This window comes from Photobacterium sp. GB-1, from assembly GCF_003026165.1.
In the GTDB taxonomy this organism is placed as follows: Bacteria; Pseudomonadota; Gammaproteobacteria; order Enterobacterales; family Vibrionaceae; genus Photobacterium.
This window is the reverse complement of record NZ_PYOB01000034.1, coordinates 1-18,496: the sequence shown is the minus strand read 5'-3', so window position 1 is coordinate 18,496 and position 18,496 is coordinate 1. Positions and strand designations below refer to the sequence as shown.

General features: G+C 39.9%; 14 protein-coding genes. 4 read left to right on the top strand and 10 right to left on the bottom strand.

Annotated features, from left to right (window positions below; translation table 11 throughout):
• Positions 1-3 precede the first annotated feature (3 nt).
• From tssH to tssB, 10 genes are read right to left on the bottom strand one after another with little or no spacing between them, the layout of a single operon-like run.
• Complete coding sequence (gene tssH, locus C9J45_RS20140) at positions 4-2,634, bottom strand: type VI secretion system ATPase TssH (RefSeq protein WP_107292936.1); 2,631 nt, start codon at positions 2,632-2,634, stop codon at positions 4-6.
• Between the two features lie 9 nt (positions 2,635-2,643).
• Positions 2,644-3,441 (bottom strand): type IVB secretion system protein IcmH/DotU, encoded by a 798-nt coding sequence (gene icmH / locus C9J45_RS20135; protein ID WP_107208742.1) that lies wholly within the window; start codon positions 3,439-3,441, stop codon positions 2,644-2,646.
• A complete protein-coding gene (tssK, locus tag C9J45_RS20130) occupies positions 3,441-4,778 on the bottom strand; it encodes a type VI secretion system baseplate subunit TssK (protein WP_107292935.1) in 1,338 nt (445 codons plus the stop codon). Before tssK ends, icmH begins: the two co-directional genes overlap by 1 nt.
• A complete protein-coding gene (gene tssJ, locus C9J45_RS20125; protein WP_233217850.1) occupies positions 4,779-5,258 on the bottom strand; it encodes a type VI secretion system lipoprotein TssJ in 480 nt (159 codons plus the stop codon). It lies immediately after the preceding gene.
• 4 nt (positions 5,259-5,262) lie between these two features.
• Complete coding sequence (gene tagH, locus C9J45_RS20120; protein ID WP_107208739.1) at positions 5,263-6,657, bottom strand: type VI secretion system-associated FHA domain protein TagH; 1,395 nt, start codon at positions 6,655-6,657, stop codon at positions 5,263-5,265.
• 11 nt (positions 6,658-6,668) lie between these two features.
• Positions 6,669-7,694, bottom strand: coding sequence for a type VI secretion system baseplate subunit TssG (gene tssG / locus C9J45_RS20115; RefSeq protein WP_107292934.1), 1,026 nt, complete (start codon positions 7,692-7,694; stop codon positions 6,669-6,671).
• Positions 7,658-9,424, bottom strand: a complete 1,767-nt coding sequence (tssF, locus tag C9J45_RS20110) for a type VI secretion system baseplate subunit TssF (protein WP_107208738.1) — start codon at positions 9,422-9,424, stop codon at positions 7,658-7,660. Before tssF ends, tssG begins: the two co-directional genes overlap by 37 nt.
• A gap of 2 nt (positions 9,425-9,426) precedes the next feature.
• Complete coding sequence (gene tssE, locus C9J45_RS20105) at positions 9,427-9,864, bottom strand: type VI secretion system baseplate subunit TssE (RefSeq protein ID WP_045084966.1); 438 nt, start codon at positions 9,862-9,864, stop codon at positions 9,427-9,429.
• Positions 9,865-9,869: 5 nt separating this feature from the next.
• Positions 9,870-11,339, bottom strand: a complete 1,470-nt coding sequence (gene tssC / locus C9J45_RS20100) for a type VI secretion system contractile sheath large subunit (RefSeq protein ID WP_107288098.1) — start codon at positions 11,337-11,339, stop codon at positions 9,870-9,872.
• 37 nt (positions 11,340-11,376) lie between these two features.
• The gene (gene tssB, locus C9J45_RS20095) at positions 11,377-11,874 is read right to left on the bottom strand and encodes a type VI secretion system contractile sheath small subunit (RefSeq protein WP_107292933.1); all 498 of its coding nucleotides are present in this window, start codon (positions 11,872-11,874) and stop codon (positions 11,377-11,379) included.
• Positions 11,875-12,840: 966 nt separating this feature from the next.
• Between tssB and C9J45_RS20090 the strand changes: the two genes are divergently transcribed.
• From C9J45_RS20090 to C9J45_RS20075, 4 genes are all read left to right on the top strand, one after another.
• On the top strand, positions 12,841-13,359 hold the full coding sequence (locus C9J45_RS20090) for an Hcp family type VI secretion system effector (RefSeq protein ID WP_005365509.1): 519 nt from the start codon (positions 12,841-12,843) through the stop codon (positions 13,357-13,359).
• A gap of 112 nt (positions 13,360-13,471) precedes the next feature.
• The gene (locus C9J45_RS20085) at positions 13,472-15,508 is read left to right on the top strand and encodes a type VI secretion system tip protein VgrG (RefSeq protein ID WP_107292932.1); all 2,037 of its coding nucleotides are present in this window, start codon (positions 13,472-13,474) and stop codon (positions 15,506-15,508) included.
• Complete coding sequence (locus C9J45_RS20080; RefSeq protein ID WP_107208782.1) at positions 15,502-16,275, top strand: DUF4123 domain-containing protein; 774 nt, start codon at positions 15,502-15,504, stop codon at positions 16,273-16,275. The genes C9J45_RS20085 and C9J45_RS20080 overlap by 7 nt, the downstream gene beginning before the upstream one ends.
• Positions 16,272-18,341 (top strand): phospholipase effector Tle1 domain-containing protein, encoded by a 2,070-nt coding sequence (locus C9J45_RS20075; RefSeq protein ID WP_107208783.1) that lies wholly within the window; start codon positions 16,272-16,274, stop codon positions 18,339-18,341. Before C9J45_RS20080 ends, C9J45_RS20075 begins: the two co-directional genes overlap by 4 nt.
• Positions 18,342-18,496 lie beyond the last annotated feature (155 nt).

Below are 18,496 nucleotides of genomic sequence, written 5' to 3'. Positions count from 1 at the left end.
CAATTACTCCACCTCACTGCAGAACTCGCCATTTTCTACCGTTAAGCAAATACGTGTAATCGCTTCACGATGAGCAAGTTTATTTAACAAAGCTAAAGAAACTGGCGGCAACATCTGCCCTTCAATGATCGCTTCTAGCATACGCGCACCGTTTTCAGAGCGCGTTGCACGTACAAGTATTTCTTCAACAAGGCATGGTTCAATAACAACTTCCGCCTTATAACGAGAAGTTAATAACTTCTCTAATCGTGAGAGTTTTCCTCGAACAATTTGTGCTAAAACGTCCTTATTCAGAGGTAAATAAGGCACTACCTCCATACGCGCTAACAATGCGGGTTTAAAGAAATTCGCCAACTCTGGATACATCTTTTCTTCGATCAGTTCTGGCTGCTCTGCATAATCAACAATGGTCTGATAACCAAGGTTTGACGTTAGGAAGAACAAGATATTTTGACAATCGATTAAACGCCCTTCGCCATCAGCAAGTTCGCCTTTATCGAAAGCTTGATAGAACAGATTCAAGACTTCAGGGTGTGCTTTTTCTACCTCATCAAGTAAAACAATTGAATAAGGCATCTTTCTAATAGATTCAGTTAATACGCCACCCTCACCAAAACCAACGTAGCCCGGGGGTGAACCAATAAGACGAGAAACTGTGTGCTTTTCCTGATATTCAGACATATTTATGGTGGTTAAGAATTGCTGCCCACCATATAACTGCTCGGCTAGTTGAACCACAGTCTCTGTTTTACCCACACCACTTGGACCAACTAATAAAAATGCACCTTGAGGTCGGCCTGGACGACGAAGATCAGCACGCGCAGTCAATAAATGGCGATGAATACTCGCCAATGCGATATCCTGACCTTTAATCATTGAATTTAATACAGAGGGCAACTCAGTAATTTTAGCTAACTCATCAGTATTCATCTGATCGACAGGCACTCCCGTCCAGTCAGCAATGACTTGTGCAACCTGCGCCGCATCAACCTCAGGATAAATGAGCAACTCGTCATGAGGAATAAGTGCTAGTTGAGAATAAAGATCGACCAATCGATTCTGTAATTCATCAACCGACAAGCAAGATTCATCATCATCGTTCTGCTCTGGCAATAGCTCAGTCATCGGCGATAAGAGCTGTTGGCGTGTATCGATAATCTCAGTAACAAGTTCTTTTTGTTGCTGCCAATCTTTGTATAGAGATTCACACTCAACTTGTTCTTCTAAATCTTTTTCTACTAATGCCGATAGTCGATCTTCATCAACGGCTTTGCCTAATAATTGCTGACGATTGATCATTTGAATTTCAAGCTGACGTTGATAACTACCACTTTCAATCTCAGAAATTCTGCGAGGAGGTGCTGTAAGATTAATAGCAATACGCGCACAAGCCGTATCTAAGACATCAATAGCCTTATCGGGAAGTTGACGACCAGACACATAACGAGCAGACAATTCTGCTGCCGCACGTAGCGCATCATCACTGATCAATACATTATGCGCATTTTCATACACGCTGTGCAGACCACGCATAATATCAACAGCTTGCTCGGTTGTTGGCTCATCCAATTTAACTAACTGGAAGCGTCGAGTAAGGGCGGGATCTTTCTCAAAGTACTTTTTGTACTCTTTCCACGTTGTTGCCGCAATTGTACATAATTCACCACGAGCTAAAGCAGGTTTAAGTAAGTTCGCAGCATCACCACCACCCTCTTGATTACCAGCACCAATCAAAGTGTGAGCTTCGTCGATGAAAAGAATGATCTTCACTGGTGAATTTTTTACTTCATCAATCACTGACTTCAAGCGTTTTTCAAATTCACCTTTTACTGATGCCCCTGCTTGCATAAGCCCTAGATCAAGCAACCATAGCTCAACACGCTGAAGCTGCTCAGGCACTTTGCCCGATTCAATACGTGAAGCGAGACCTTCAATAACGGCACTCTTTCCAACCCCAGCATCACCGACAACGATGGGATTGTTTTTGCGTCGACGACATAAAATATCAATCATTAGATTAATTTCATTATCGCGGCATAAGACAGGATCTAACTTACCTTGGCGAGCTTGCTCTGTAACATTTGAACAAAAACGATTAAGCGCACTATCACCAGAGTTTACATTTAGTGGCGCTTTTGTTTCGCCAGAATTTACAACAGGTGTTTCAGCAGAATCCGCTACAAGTGATGTGAACTCTTTACGTAAAGCCTCTCGATTAATATTTTCAAAGGCTTTTACTAGACTAAAACTTAAATAACGATCGGGGCGAATAAGTGCTGCCAAGAAAATAAGACCCGATCTTAACTCTGCTTCATTCATTTCTGTTGAAGCTAATAACCATGCATCTTGAAGTAGTTCAACCAGTAAAGGTGAAAAGCTCGGATATGTATCATTCCCTTTATCATGCGGCATTGCATCACCACACAACTGCTTAACAACATCCGTTTTTAAATTAACTTGTTCAAGTAAAACCCTAATATCTGATAAAGGATTTTCTAGAATAGAAAATAAAAGGTGCTCAATAGTAACTTCATTATTTTCACGGCTCATACATAACGATGAAGCCTGTTCTAATGCAATTTTTGTTTGTGCATTTAATTTATTGATGAGTACAGGGAGTTCTATTCTGATCACAATGAAGTCCTATTGAAGAATGTGATTAAGCTGTGTTAAAACATCTAAAGATTTATTATTAAGTAAGATTGAATACGCGATATAAATAGCAACCCAAGATAGACCAAAACCTATAAATACAGCCCAAAGAGGAATCTGTCTCGTTAACTTATATTTTTTTTGTGCAACATGTTTTGTTGCGGTAGTTAACGGTTTCGGTTCTTTATCTATTCTTCTTAACGTTTCATAAAGATTTGAAACGACTTTATCAAACGCTTCTTGACCATTATTCATCACCTTATATCGACCTTTAAATCCTTGCATCAAACAAAGATAAATAAACATCAATAAATCATGATAACGTTCTGGCTCAGTTATTAATCGAGATAAGATCGAGAAAACTTTTTCTCCACCCCATGTTTCATTGTGAAAACGCGTCAGCAATGAATGTTCAGCCCATATGCTATCCGCTCCCCAAGAAGTACTCATTACCGCTTCATCGATAAAGGAGCAGAGAACATAGCGATAAGCTAGGATCACAGCATGATCATAACTTGCTTCGGTGAGCTCTACCTCTATCGCTTTAATTTCTTCAACAACTTGATGATAAATTTCTTCAATATTATCGCAGCTACTTAAACTACGAATACGTGACGTCATGCCCATTAACGGCGTTGCAGCATCAATCAATAAATTAATATTGCTACCGCGTAATTGGAACCAAAAGTCCTGATCAAGATTTGTATTTTCTACATTGTCATACAGTAAATCATCATAGTGCGTGTCGCGTATACGGCCTTTCTTTTGAATAGTATGATCCATCATCATTAGCTCCTGATTGCCCAAAATTGAAGATCAAGTTCAGGGAAATCACCTGCAACATGGAATGCAAAACCACTTGAATTATTAAGCATCAGCCAAGCTTGGCTCGTCTTGTCCAATTTAAAGTACGTGTATCCAGCATGGTAAGGTAATTGACGTGGAGCCACAGGCAATGGCGACAATGGAATACCAGGTAACTGCAATGAAATAAGTTCACGAATCTTTTCAACAGACGCAATTTTTGTCTGGTGCATAAATAACTTACGTAACTCTTCCTGCGGAATACGAGCACGTACAGCCAAGATAAACTCAGCATCAGTAACCAAGTTAGTGTCCTGAATTGAGGCCACCATGAGACCGTATTTTCTTTTCTGCAATTGAATAGATACGGCACGCGGCTCAAGAACAATACTCAATGCCTGTCGTAACATAGACATAACAGGCATAAATGCGTGCTCAGGCATGTCATGGTTATAACTTGCAAACTCTGGCGTCATACGACTTTCATCTGTAAAAGTGGCTAGTTCACCACAAAATGAAGTGAGTTCCTGATATAACTCTTCAGGATGAATACTACGTAAATGCGCGATATGCTGAAGTCTTGGCTCCATGCGATTAAGCATCTGAAGTAACATGAAATCTGCCACATCGGCTACGCCACCTTGATTAGGAGAACCTAAACGTAATGCAATATTTTTTGCTCGCTCTCTCATTAAGCCAGCCATTTCACCGACAAAGCGCTGTAATCGTGGTACTGCTTTCACATTTAAATGGCAAGGAATAAAGTTGTCATCCAACATCACACTGCCATCAGGACGTTTTTCTAAAATTCGTGCAATAGCAATAGACGCGTATGCACTTCGGTCATCCTTACCAAGCAAAAGGCGAACACTTGTTGAGCCAACGTCCATTAAGCAGCTGTCACCTTGAATGGATTGGATATCTCTGACTTCTTCACGTTTACATTTATAACGTGTCATACCACCCGCAGTGTCATTCCAACTAACTTCCGCGAGTGAGTCACTACGTAAAGGGATCGCTAAATAAATAATTTGATTGGCTAATGAACTATCAGTCACTTCCAACGCATCAGGCAACATGTCTTGCTGAGGAATATTAAAAGGTGTGCCGTCAGGCATAATACCAGCCGCACGTTCAATTGCGATGCGACCAAAACTTAGGTATTCCAAATTTAAGCTTAATTCTGTTATTCCATATAAATAGAGACTGACAGAATTAAGTCTTTCATCAATGATGCTTTCAAAATAGCGCTGCTGTTGTTGGAAGTGTTGAGGTTTAATAAATAAACCTTCATTCCATATTACTCGGTTTTTTGATGACATCTACTCAACCCTATCTAGCACAACTTGATTATCTTTTAAATAAATAAGCAAGTGATAATCACGACCTAACGTTTTTACTTTTACAGACTTTTTCCAATCACTATTATCGCTATCAGAAAATAAAGCCATCACACCGATATAACGCGTGTCTTCATCTAATTTAATTTCTTCGACAAACTTAAATTTATTCGGCAGCATGACATAATCATAAACATCAACATAGTTACTCTTTAGTGCTTTTTTATATTCAAAAGCTAGCTGATCATAAGATGCTGAATTAAACATAGAGTCATCTTCAAGTTCGAAAACTTTTAATTCAACTGGTGAGGCTTCATTATTCCCATTCGTATTTATTGAATCGGTACTCACCATGCTGATTGTTATCGTACTTGGCTCTGATGCCGGATCATATTTAGAGCTACAACCCATCAACGTTAAGGCAAAAATAAAAACCATGTGGAACAAAGACGACGATTTCATCCAGCTACACCTCTTGTTGTTTATCACGCAGGTTTTTATCGTAAGATTGATCAAAAATCTCCCAGAATAGCTTTTCAAATCCATGCTGACGATTTGAAGTCAACTCTTTATGATAACTTTGATACATTTCCCAAGCCCATGCTTCTGGTGATTCACCAACCGATTGGCCAGGACGACGATAACGTAAAAACCTTCGCATCAACACTTCAGGTGAAAAGGCTTGAATAATTTGATTCAGTGCCTCGCTAATTGCAGTATGTACAGCATCATTATGATCTTTAACTGTGCGAAGACTTTCTTCGATGGCTGCTGGTGCAGATAAGTGAACAAGACTACGTTGGCTATCAAACATAACCTGTACTGTTTCGTCATAACTTAAACCAAGTCGTAACGGGTTATCTTCAATGGGTTGCAAGTTCTTATTCATCACACCATATCGACTGGTATTAACTTGTTGATGAAGTTCTATTAACCCTTTTACTGCAGCTTGTAATGATGCTCCCATCTCTTCAGATAGCATTTGCATTTCAGCTAAATCATCACTGTTATTCGTTCTAACGCCTAAACCACGAAATAGCGGACCCGTTAATAAATGGTTTTCATCTGTTGCTACCATCGAATGATTATTCGAACCAGAAAAACCTCGTCCCATTTCTTCTTCAAGCAGATCCAGCGTGTTATCGTCCATTCTTAGTTCCTTGCTATTTAAAGTAGTCGCTATGTATCCCGATGATTTTTCATCAGCATTCAACGTAGATTTAAAACCGCTTAATGTAATAGCTGACGTTGTGTCATTTTCAGTATCGGCTTGTATTGTCTGGGCATCACCAATCCACGAATCACATTCAGAAATTAATGACTGTGCATTATTAAAAGATACTGCTGGCTTATTTCGTGTAATTAACGATTCAACTTCTGTTTTATGTTTGAGTTGATCGAGTGCTAATAATGGATCATCCACATTCGCTTTTTGATCCTTAGTTGTGACATCTAGCTCATCACCAAATAAATCAATATCAGTTGATTTAGATAGCATCTCTTCAATGTCTTTATCATTTTCAGTGCATGCTTCACCGATAGAAACACGAATGAAATAAGGACCAATTGAAATAACATCATTTTCATTTAAACGCGCATGCTTGTGCCAACCAATCGGCATTGAAGCACCATTGATATAGGTTTGATTCGAAATATCAGTGATACAAAAACAGCCATCAATCATTGTGATCTGACAGTGAACCGGTTCCAAAACTCCGTCTCTATCAGCTAGGTGCCAAAAACTCGATGAACTAGAACCAATCGCGCCACCAGCAGATGAAAATTCTTTCGTTGCCGACAAACCCGGTTCTAAGAACCGAGTATTAGTAACTTTTAACTTTAGTCGTTGTTGTTCCGCCATTTTTAGCCCCTTTACTGACGAACTTGTATACAAACTTTACGGTTATTATTCGTCTCACCTAAGAAAGAAGACCAACCTAACGACAGCGTTGAGCCTTGTATCAATTGCAATGAAGGTACTTCGTCTTCTTTAAGCTCTAACTCCAGATCAAATGCCATTTGCTCACGAAGAATAAATTCAACCAGCTTACAAAATGGCAAATACTCTTTGCCTGACGGTAAAAAATCATTGAATCGTGATTGGGTAAGATCTTTAATCTCAATAACAAATTTTCCCGTGCAATCACGAACCGTCGAGCCAATAATCGTACTTTCACCTAACTCACAGTTTGCATTTCCAAGACACATTCGTTGATGATTGGGTATGTCTACTTTCCGCTCTACCCACTGACGAATAAAAACGTTATCCAAATCAAAGCAATGAGAAATGATACCTGCAACAATTTGTGGGGAACGGCTTCTACCAGCTAATGTACCGGCGTATGAAAGCATTTTCCCCCAGTTAATTGCGGTTTCACCACGAAGGTTTTCATCAGCCAAGCCGACTAAGGCAAATAACTGAGAAGAGAAGGCATCGCTGGCATTTTCTTTAAACCGAATGTAATAACGGTATTTACGCCAAATTCGATATACCAACGCCAATAGTCGGTTATTAAAGAAATCGAGAAAATGCCGTCTTAACCCCGTTTCACTCTCAGATGCTATTTCTTCTAATAAAAAACCCGGTAATGGTGATTGAGCACCATTTAATCCAAAGAACGTCGTTTCTAAACAGAAACCACCTTGCTCCAACATCTCTAATTTTGAAATATCACTCGCAGCAAACCCTAAACTCGGATTGGCTTTAAACAGTAAACGACAATGTGTTTCCCACCCTTCGGTCTCAGGATCTTCATCAGCCAAGCGCTGTAAAAGTTCGACTAATTGATAAAAGTCGTAAGACCGAACTTGTTGCTCTACTATTGCTAATTGATCGGATGCAAGATGGTCACAATCAAGATCTATATCAAAGGCTGTAGACCCGTCTGCGTTCCCCATGAATATCGTTCCTGATTGACACTGTTAATTACAATAAGCTCATGAAATGAATTGATACTTGCATACAAAGAAAAGAAGCGACTTAACACACTCCCAAACAAATACAAATCCCCTTCAGAGCTGAACGCTTCTTCGTTAAGCACTAACTCAGACTGTAAACCTCGAACAGGTAATCCTTTGATGATCCGTTCAATTGGCTTAGATGTAATTTTTACGATCCCATCAAGTCTGTGTTTAGCAACACGTTCAGCTTGTCTATCGACAAGTGCTCTAAAGTCATAAGCTCGAAGTACAGAACACAGTGCATCTTTCGAAAGCAATGAAAGATAGTTAAGCGATAAATTTGAAATCAATGTCCACAACAAGCTGCCATCTAACGTCGGCCTTAACGGCTGTGTTGGTTCTGTGATGTTAGAAAAAGTTACAAAAGACGGTGAACTATTTGTTTGCACACAAATATCACCAATCCCTAACTCCAATGGCAATTGTCGATTCGTACACGTTAACTGCAATGAAATCGCTTCACTGGTTCCGACATTTAGCGTTTCATCCCCACGAACAAATGAAATGTAATGATCAAAACCATCATTTCTTACACTCTCTCTCACCCTTGCGCGGTAATAGAGCGCTAATCGGTGGCGAGAACGTTCGATTTCATGTTGAAAACTTTCAAAAGAGGTATAAACACGCTTTTGCCCCTTTGAACGTAACTTGTGATCCTCTTGTCGCCCTTCTACATGATCAATACTGAAAATTTCATAATGAGCAGGAAGACGACTTGAAGGTGCAATGCGATATTCCGCCCGCTTTCCCGTTAAATCGATAGGATCAGAATCATGAGTAAATAGATTGATAATCGGTGTACAAAATAATTTAAAGCTATCTTTACGTACGCGAACATCGGCAGGTAGCGTTCTTGAAAAAACAAATTTCAATTGAAACTTTCTACCCATATCCGGCGTGATATAACGATCAAGATTAACCAAATCACCAAATAAAAATGCATCTGGAAACGTTAAGTATTCTTGTAAAATACGATAACCTTCATAAACATTTTTTGGATATGGCATTACAGCATCAGCGGAATCAAAGCCACAGCTTTTAAATTGTGATGCAGGAATCGCTATCGTTTTATCACTACACACTAATTCAATATGTGATAAATAATGGTTTAGCCATAAATACAGCATCTGCGCGCTGTACTGATGTCCACCCAAGAACAATGACAGCGCTTTTAGATCTATATCGGGTAAACTTTGTTCGCCTAATACATCGAAATTCAAATCAATGATTGACGACTCCCGGCTATGGGTAGTCGCAACATCAACCAACTCCAAAGGATAAATATCTAGGTTTCGGCAAGTTCTAAACCGACACACAGTATCGAACACCGCTTCACTATCAACATCTGTATTTGCTGGTATTGTTTGACGAACACTTATTGCTTTTTCAATCGGTGTAAATTGAACAATACTCAAGCTTGGTACAGGCCTTAAATAATTAGGCCAAAGCATGTTGATTATAGAATGTGTGAGCTCAGGAAATTCATCTTCAACTTTTTCACGTAAACGAGCCGTTAAAAAAGCAAAGCCCTCTAATAATCGTTCAACATCAGGATCTGTATTTTTCCCTTGTAAAAAACGAGATAATTGAGGATGTACTTCGGCAAAAGCAACGCCTTGCTCTTTTAAAAAAGCAAGCTCATCCCTAAAATATTTTTCTTGTGACAAAGTTAAATTACTCTGTATTTACGACTATTATCCAACATCAAATCAATACGCACCGAATCATGCAGTGCTCTTGAATTAATACATGCTGTAATATGAAAGAAGATATTTAATGGACTTTCATCATTTGGCACATATTGAATATCAATCTTGTCTAAACGTGGCTCGTAGCGCTCAAGACAATGACGAATTGCCAGCTTAATTTGTAATGCCAGATCATGCGTACCTAAAGTTGCATCATTAAAATCAATTAATCCCAAATGAGGCGCACACAGTGCTTCACCTAAACGAGTGTTAAGTAATTGCGCAACATTGCGTTTAATTGAATTTAAAACATGTTTAGCATCCGGTCCTTTCGTCATCACTTTTCGCGGCGCATTAGTCTCTAAACGTTCAAAGAGACTAACACCATAAGCCCTATCTTCTAGTTCTATATAAGACATTGAAATTATGCCTGATCTAAACGACCAACTAGTGATAACTCAAAGTTTGCGCCCATGTATTTAAAGTGAGGGCGAACAGACAATGCCACTTGGTACCAACCTGGATCGCCCTCAACATCAAGTACTTCAATTTTCGCAGCACGTAAAGGACGGCGACTACGAACATCAGCTGGTGGGTTTTCCTGATCAGCCACGAATTGTTTAATCCATGCGTTCAATTCACGCTCAAGATCTTGACGCTCTTTCCAAGAACCAATTTGTTCACGTTGTAATACTTTCACATAGTGCGCTAAGCGGTTAATGATCATCATATAAGGCAATTGAGTACCTAATTTGAAGTTCATTTCAGCTTCGCGCCCTTCTTTCGTATTAGGGAACACTTTTGGTTTCTGAACTGAGTTTGCAGAGAAGAATGCAGCGTTATCACTACCTTTACGCATGGTTAATGCAATAAAGCCTTCTTCAGCTAATTCAAATTCTTTACGATCTGTCACTAACACTTCTGTTGGGATTTTTGCTTGTAATTCACCCAAAGATTCAAATAAATGAACAGGTAAATCTTCAACAGTACCGCCACTTTGAGGACCGATGATATTTGGACACCAACGGTATTGAGCAAAGCTATCAGTTAAACGTGAAGCCAAAGCAAAAGAGGTATTACCCCATAAGTAGCTTTCGTGTGAATCACTCACGTTTTCACGGTAATTAAATGTTTTAGTTGGGTTCTCTTCTGGATCGTATGGGGTACGAAGAAGAAAACGTGGAGCCGTTAATGCAAGGTAACGAGAATCTTCAGATTCACGTAATTGTCGCCATTTAATATAGCGAGGGCTGTCAAATGTTGCTTTTAAATCTTTAATATTTGGTAAGTCTTCAAAAGATTCGATACCAAAAAATTCTGGTGCTACACCTGAAATAAATGGAGCGTGAGCCATTGCACCCACAGCACCAATGTATTGAAGTAGCTTAATATCAGGCGATGATGGCGTGAATGAGTAATTACCAATGATAGCGCCAATAGGCTCACCACCAAATTGTCCGTATCCAGACGAATATACATGCTTATATAAACCAGATTGAGACGTCTCTGGCGCAAATTCGAAGTCGTCTAAAAGCTCTTCTTTAGTCGCATGCAATAATTCAATTTTATTGTTTTCACGAAAATCAGTACGATCAACAAGCATCTTCACACTACGCCAAGCAGATTCAACCTTTTGAACCTCTTCACAGTGTAAAATTTCATCCATTTGCGCACTAATCTTACTGTCTAACTCAACAAGCATCTGATCAACAAGTCCTTTATTGACTTGTTCTACACCAGCATTACCCAGTAAATTTTCAATGAATGCAGCCACCCCTTTCTTGGCAATGTCATAACCTTCATCGGACGGAGTCATGCGTGTTTGAAGCATAATTTCATCAAGTAAACTGCTTTCAGTTGTACTTGATGATTCAATTGTTTTTTGTAAAGACATTTATCGTTCTCTTAAAATTAAAACCAAAAGGAAATTACTATTTCTCACCTTCGCCACTAACAAGTTGTAACTCGTTAAGTAGCTTTTCACGTGACTCGTCAGATTCAATTAGTTCTTGAAGACGAGAACGAAATGCTGGAATATTTCCAAGTGGTCCTTTTAAAGCAACTAATGCTTCTCTTAATTCAATCAGTTTTTTTAATTCTGGAACTTGTTGACTGATTGCATCAGGAGAAAAATCATTAAGACTTTTAATTGAAAGATTAATTGATAAGTCAGAATCATCGTCTGAAAGTTTGTTTTTCACAGAAGTTGTCAACGATAATTTACTTTCGCGCATAACCGATTCAAAGTTATTTTTATCAACTGAAACGGCTTTACGCTCTTCTATAGGTTTATCTTCCCCATCACCTTTAAATTCACCCACAAGAAGTGTTTTTAATGGTAGCTCTACTTCAGATTGAACATCACCTTTGTGAGGAACGTATTTAATATTAATACGTTCTTTAGGTGCGACGGTGCCTTCTTTAGACATTTTAAACCCCGTTATTTTTATTATTTACAACGAATAGATAAACCAGCAGATTTAACATCTTTAACAAATTAAAAATGAAAATGTTATTTTTAATTAAATATGCTTTATTATTTATATTATTTCCTAACCAACAAAAATGCTTCTAGATAACAAATATTGCTTGCAGTGAATTAAATAGTAATTACCGTTGCATATCAAGCAATATTGTATAGATTTTGAGACACTAAAATCTATTAATACATACAAATAAGAATTTTAATAAATTCAAACACAACATAAAAAACTATTGATTCCATAACCTTAAACCCAGCATTAACATATTAACGCTAAACTCCAGACTAAAATGCTATGTTTTTTAAAATATTGAATAAATTAAAAAACCAAATATATGTGATAGCCTTCCCAAAAAACAAACTCCCATATAAAAAATTCAGTATAAAAATGTGCTTCATTCTATTAATAATTTAGAGAGCCTAATTAATATAATAGAATAAAGGATATGATTTTAATAATACTAGGCCCTTTCTCACTAATAAGAATATTGTAAATAAAAAATTTAAAGCAATACCTGATATTTAACATTCGGGCAAGATCTTGCCCGCTTCGTTATTAACAGACTCCATTAAAAAAGAGATTGTTAAATAAACTTTATTATTTACATTTTACTAACCATATCTATTGCGCGTTTTTTATTTTTTAGCCATTTTTTTAAGCCCTTAATCATTGCTTATTCAGATGACAAATCATTACCAATAAAAATTCTTTAATCACGAAAGTAAGCAAGATCTTGCCCAAATCGAGCAATAAGTTGCCCAGCCGGGCAAGATCTTGCTCGATATTTACTAGCGTAAAAACGCAAAACCCATACTTATCAGTAACTTAAAAACTGGCACACTTCCTGCTTTAACAGCACGTCATCACAGCATAGGCTGTGTCATTTACTCCATCATAAAATAGGATACTAAGATGCCAACTCCTTGTTATATCGCGATCCAAGGCCAAACTCAGGGTAACATCACAGCCGGTGCATTCACGCCTGATTCTGTCGGTAACATCTATGTTGAAGGTCACGAAGACCAAATGCTTGTTCAAGAATTCAAGCACGTTGTTACTGTTCCTACAGACCCACAATCAGGTCAGCCTTCAGGTCAACGTGTTCACAAGCCATTTAAATTTACCGTGGCACTGAACAAAGCCGTTCCTCTGATGTACAACTCATTGGCATCAGGTGAAATGCTACCGTCTGTAGAGCTGAAGTGGTACCGCACATCGGTTGAAGGTAAACAAGAGCACTACTTCACTACAACGCTGACCGATGCAACGATTGTTGATATCAACACCCACATGCCACACTGCCAAGATTCATCAAAAGAAGACTTCACTCAGCTTATCGAAGTATCAATGGCTTACCGTGCAATTAACTGGGATCACACGGTATCTGGCACATCTGGTGCTGATGACTGGCGTGCACCGCTAGAAGCGTAATAGCACTCAACTATGTCTCAGCCTACACAACTGTGTAGGCTGCTTTTCGTTTATGCCTTTGCTAAATACGCCGCAAGGCCGACGTTAGCAAAGGTTTAACCACGAGGTCAGTATGGCAACAAAAACGGGTTTGCAATTTACATTTGAAGTCGATGGGCTAGATGCTGATGCCTTTGCCGTCACGCAATTTTCAGGCACTGACAGCCTGTCTTTGCCTTTCGCTTTTATCATCGACTTAGCCAGTCGTCACCCTGCCTATACGCCGCAAGAGACCGTCGATAACACGGCAACACTCACGGTCTGGCGAGACGGTGAGCAGCAACAGCAATGGCATGGCATTATTCGACGCTTTACCCAAGGTGACACCGGCCATCACCACACCTTGTATCAGGTAGAGTTTGTACCGCCAGCAGCCCGCCTCGCGTTGCGCCATAATAGCCGAATTTTTCAAACACAAACGGTGCCTGAAATTATCTCGGTGATATTACAAGAATTAGGGATCACCGATGTTGATTTCGTTTTAACGCGAGATTACGTGCAGCGTGAATATTGCGTCCAGTACCGTGAAACAGATTTAGCCTTTATCGACCGCATTGCCGCAGAAGAAGGCCTGTTTTATAGCTTTGTCCATGATAACAAAAAGAATACCCTGCGCTTTTCTGATGACACCCAAAGTGCCGCTCGACTGACGGCACCACTGCCTTATAACAGCCGCAGTGGTGGTCAAAGTGGTGTGCCTTTTGTACGCACCTTTGCTCGCCATACGCAAATGCGCCCATCGTCTGCGCAACTCAAAGATTACAGCTTTAAAAAGCCAGCTTATAGCTTCTTACAAACGGCCAATGCGAAAGAAGCCGATTACCAGCAAGCCAATTACGAACATTACGATTACCCAGGGCGTTACAAAGATGATGCTAGCGGTAAGCCGTTTACTTCTTTTCGACTCGAATCATTACGTCGTGATGCCAATACAGCCTATGGTGAAAGTAACACCCACGGTTTAATTGCTGGGGTGAACTTTGCCTTGCAAGAGCACGATGATGAGCAATGTAATGACGAATGGCTCGTGGTGGCGGTTAACCATATGGGTACGCAACCGCAAGCATTAGAAGAAGCTGGCGGACAAGGTGTAACGACCTATAACAATGACTTTATTGTGATACCCGGTCATCGTCCATGGCGAGCACCCTACACGGCTAAGCCTCGTGTTGATGGCCCACAAATTGCGATGGTGGTGGGCCCTGAAGGCGAAGAGATTTACTGTGATGAATACGGTCGGGTAAAAGTCCAGTTCCCATGGGACCGATACAGTAACAGTGATGACAATGCGAGTTGCTGGATACGTGTATCCCAAGGTTGGGCGGGTAGCCAATACGGCATGCTCGCACTACCCCGTATTGGTCATGAAGTGATTGTTAGTTTCTTAGAAGGTGACCCAGACCAACCGATTATCACAGGCCGCACTTACCATGCGACCAACAAGCCTCCTTACCCGTTACCAGCGAATAAAACCCGCACGGTATTGCGCACGGAAACACACCAAGGTGATGGCTATAACGAGCTGCGCTTTGAAGACCAAGCTGGCAAAGAAGAAATCTACGTTCACGCACAAAAAGATGTGAACATGTTGGTGGAAAACGATCGCAAAGACGACATCAAACACGATTTACACCTGGATGTAGACAATGAACGCTTCACCCACATTAAAACTCACGATCACCTAACCGTCGACGGTGAAAGCCGTACCCATGTAAAAGCCGATCAAACCGTTGCGGTTGATGGCAGCTTACACATGAAACAAGGCCAAGCATTATTGGTGGATGCGGGTAATGAAGTACACCTTAAAGCTGGCTCAAAAGCCGTGATTGAAGCGGGTGCTGAAATCACGCTGAAGGCTGGCGGCAGCTTTATCAAAATAGATGCATCTGGCGTTTCAATTTCAGGGGCAGCGGTCAACATCAATGCAGGTGGCAGTGCGGGCAGTGGTACGGGATATGGCGGTATTGCTCCGTTACTTCCGGGAGAAGTTGAACTTGCAACAACATTAGCACCGACAGTAACAGTCCCCATTGCCGCATTTATGAAAGCAGAAAAAGCCAATGTACCATTGGTAAAAGCCTGCCCTCTGGCGGAGAAAAGCGAATGTTGAGCAAAATAGAAAATATTCACCCGTTATATTGGGTTGTTAATCATGAATCATATAAAGAAGTCTTAAACTCTAATGCCAGCTATTTGGAAAGTGCAGAGCCTTTATTTACGACTGACCATTTTCATAATCTGGTCGATGTGTCTCCATGGGTCATTAAAACCACGAACAACCATAAGAGCTTAAATGAAGCGTTATTGACTAAAGGTATCATGTTTGAAGCCCCCTCGTATGAAATGTTGATTGCCCATTTACGCTCACTGTTAATGGCTGGCTATCAAGGTGAAAGTGTCATGTTTCGCTTTTATGACCCAGACATATTTAATGCGGTATATCAAAAAAGTACCTTAGAGCGTCGTGTACTTTTTCTGGGGGCTGCACATCGTGTTTATATGACAATCAATGGCGAACAAACCTGTTTGGAAAATCCTTATCCAGATCAATTTTCTCTTCAACAAGCACCATGGTGGGTACTCAACGATGAAGACTTTTCTGAACTTTATAACATTAATAACCACGCTTATTGTGTCTCAAGGAGACTTTGGCAAAACGTACCTGAATTAATGGAAAAGTTGAGTAAGAAAGAGTCGGATTTAACGGCTTTATTTCATCAAGGTAGCCTATCGATAGAAAGAGAGTCATTAGAGTTTTGGACCATCGCTCAATTGATAGTTACAACCCACACACCCTCATCTTTGGTCATAGAACAATTACGTTTAGACAGGGATGAGCAAAAAGAGCTGCAATATTGGTTAGGGAAAATCTCATGAGTAGTCCTACAGGCGCAAGTCCATTTTGTATCCCATGTGAACGTTCAGAGAATTGGATTGAATTTCTATTCGTCGATGAACACAACGTGCCTTTTAAAAATATCCATGGTCAATTGACTGATGCTTCCGGTGCCACCATTAAGATACAGCTCAAAGATCAGCCGACTCTAGTGAAAACACTGGCCCCAGGCCCAGTCACGTTAATGTTTGATAATGTTGCATGGTTAAATGAATCACAACAACGAACATCACTTGAAGAGGCGGAAGAGGAAACGGTCAGTAAACGCCTTGAATATGTAGGCTATGACCGCTGTGCCAAAAAGCTCATTACAGCCACAGCTGGAGACTTTGTTGAACTTCAATCCGGACAAATGCTTCCACCTAAACACGTCGCTGAAGCTGAAGGTGAGATAACATTAATTACGAATAATAGTTATGTTATCAAAATCAAGGGGTTTAATTATATAACCCTTCGGGTCGGCATGTTTTTCGATGGTACAGCCAATAACACATACAGCTCTGATTGGGGGCTCGAGCAAATTAAGCGTTATAACCCATTGTGGCAATCGCGTTTTGAAACTGCTAGCCATAATGGTTCAGTTCCGATAAAAGATTTAGATGACCGATGCTTTCAATTTCCTCAAAATGAAAAATTTTGCATCCCTGTTGAAAATAAACCTGATGAAAACCAGTGTGTCGAGGTTTATGACGTTACCAGTAGCGCTGCTAATGAACATACAAATATTCAGAAATTATTTGAACGTTATCCGACAATATTAACCTCAAATATAAAAGAGCGAATTGCCTATCATAGTGAATATGTAACGGGAATTGGCACTGGTAACAGCACTGATATTGCTCCTGCTGATGAATCTTTAGTTGGTCAAGGACTCGGCATTGGCGATTATGGTGTCACTCAAAAAGCAGAAACTGGGATTAAGCAATTAAGTGATAGCATTACTTTAATAAGTGAATATATTAATCAAATTGATGGTATTAAAAAGATTGAATTAGATGTGTGGGGATTTAGTCGAGGCGCAGCGGCGGCACGACATTTCATCAACCTTGTGTTAGAAGGCGTTGAAGGTATTTTTGCGTCTCAAATAACACAAGCTTGTCAAGATAATAACATCAACTTTGCTGTTAACTTTGACTGGCAAGACAATCGCTATTGTGAAATCACCTTCGCGGGCATTTTTGATACTGTCGCAGCAATCACAAACTTCATGACAGGTGATTTCTCACCACATAATGACAAAACGGGAAACGTGAAATTATGGTTAGACCCCGCTCGTGTTAAACATGCCGTTCACTTAACGGCCCATCGAAAAGCGGAATACCGTTACAATTTCTGTCTCAATAAATTTAACTCGGCGTCTAATTTTATTGAACTTGAAGTCCCGGGGTGTCACTCAGACATCGGCGGAGGTTATTATGCATCTGCGACATTCGATAAAGGTTACCTATTACCGCTCCTGGAAAATAAGTGTGTGAAAACGCTGACTCAAAGAGGTCGTTTCGATAATAGTGAATTGCGCAAAATCCAGACACGTTTTGAAGATTATCTTCAACAACACAAAGAAAAAGAAATCGCAATGGGCTGGAAAGAGAGTCATTTTATGACGCGCACCTATGTAACAAACTGGGGCAAAAATCAGAAGCAGATATCAACCAAATTATATTACCGCCGCGTTGTACAGGGCGACCTTTCTCGATTGTATTTACGCCTTATGTACGGCCTAGCCTGCCATTATGGGGTGCCATTGGATGATAAGGTCGAGGATAAGACTATATGGAACAACAAAGATTTTCCTACCTATATCGTTCCTCAAACAGTAGGCTCTATCCCTTTTGGTCGAGATTGCGAAACAATCTTACAAGACGCTAAAAATGGGGAAATAGATAAAATTATTAAATCATTGTGTAACGATGAACGTTTACACGATTTTATGCAAAACGAGCTGATTCACCATTCTGCTGATGGGGGGATAGCTAATCATCCATTTTATAATAACGATGGCAGTATTGCCTGTCGTCAAATATTCGAATGTAAACAAGGACAGTAAATGAAAAATATTATATCAACAGGGGTGCTCTGCCTATTACTGGCTGGTTGTAGCATGATAAATAGAGAACGCGTACCTGATGAAGTTCCAAATTGGAGAGTTGGTTATACAATGCCATCACTTTACCCTGTCAGAGTCACTAAAGCATATGGTAT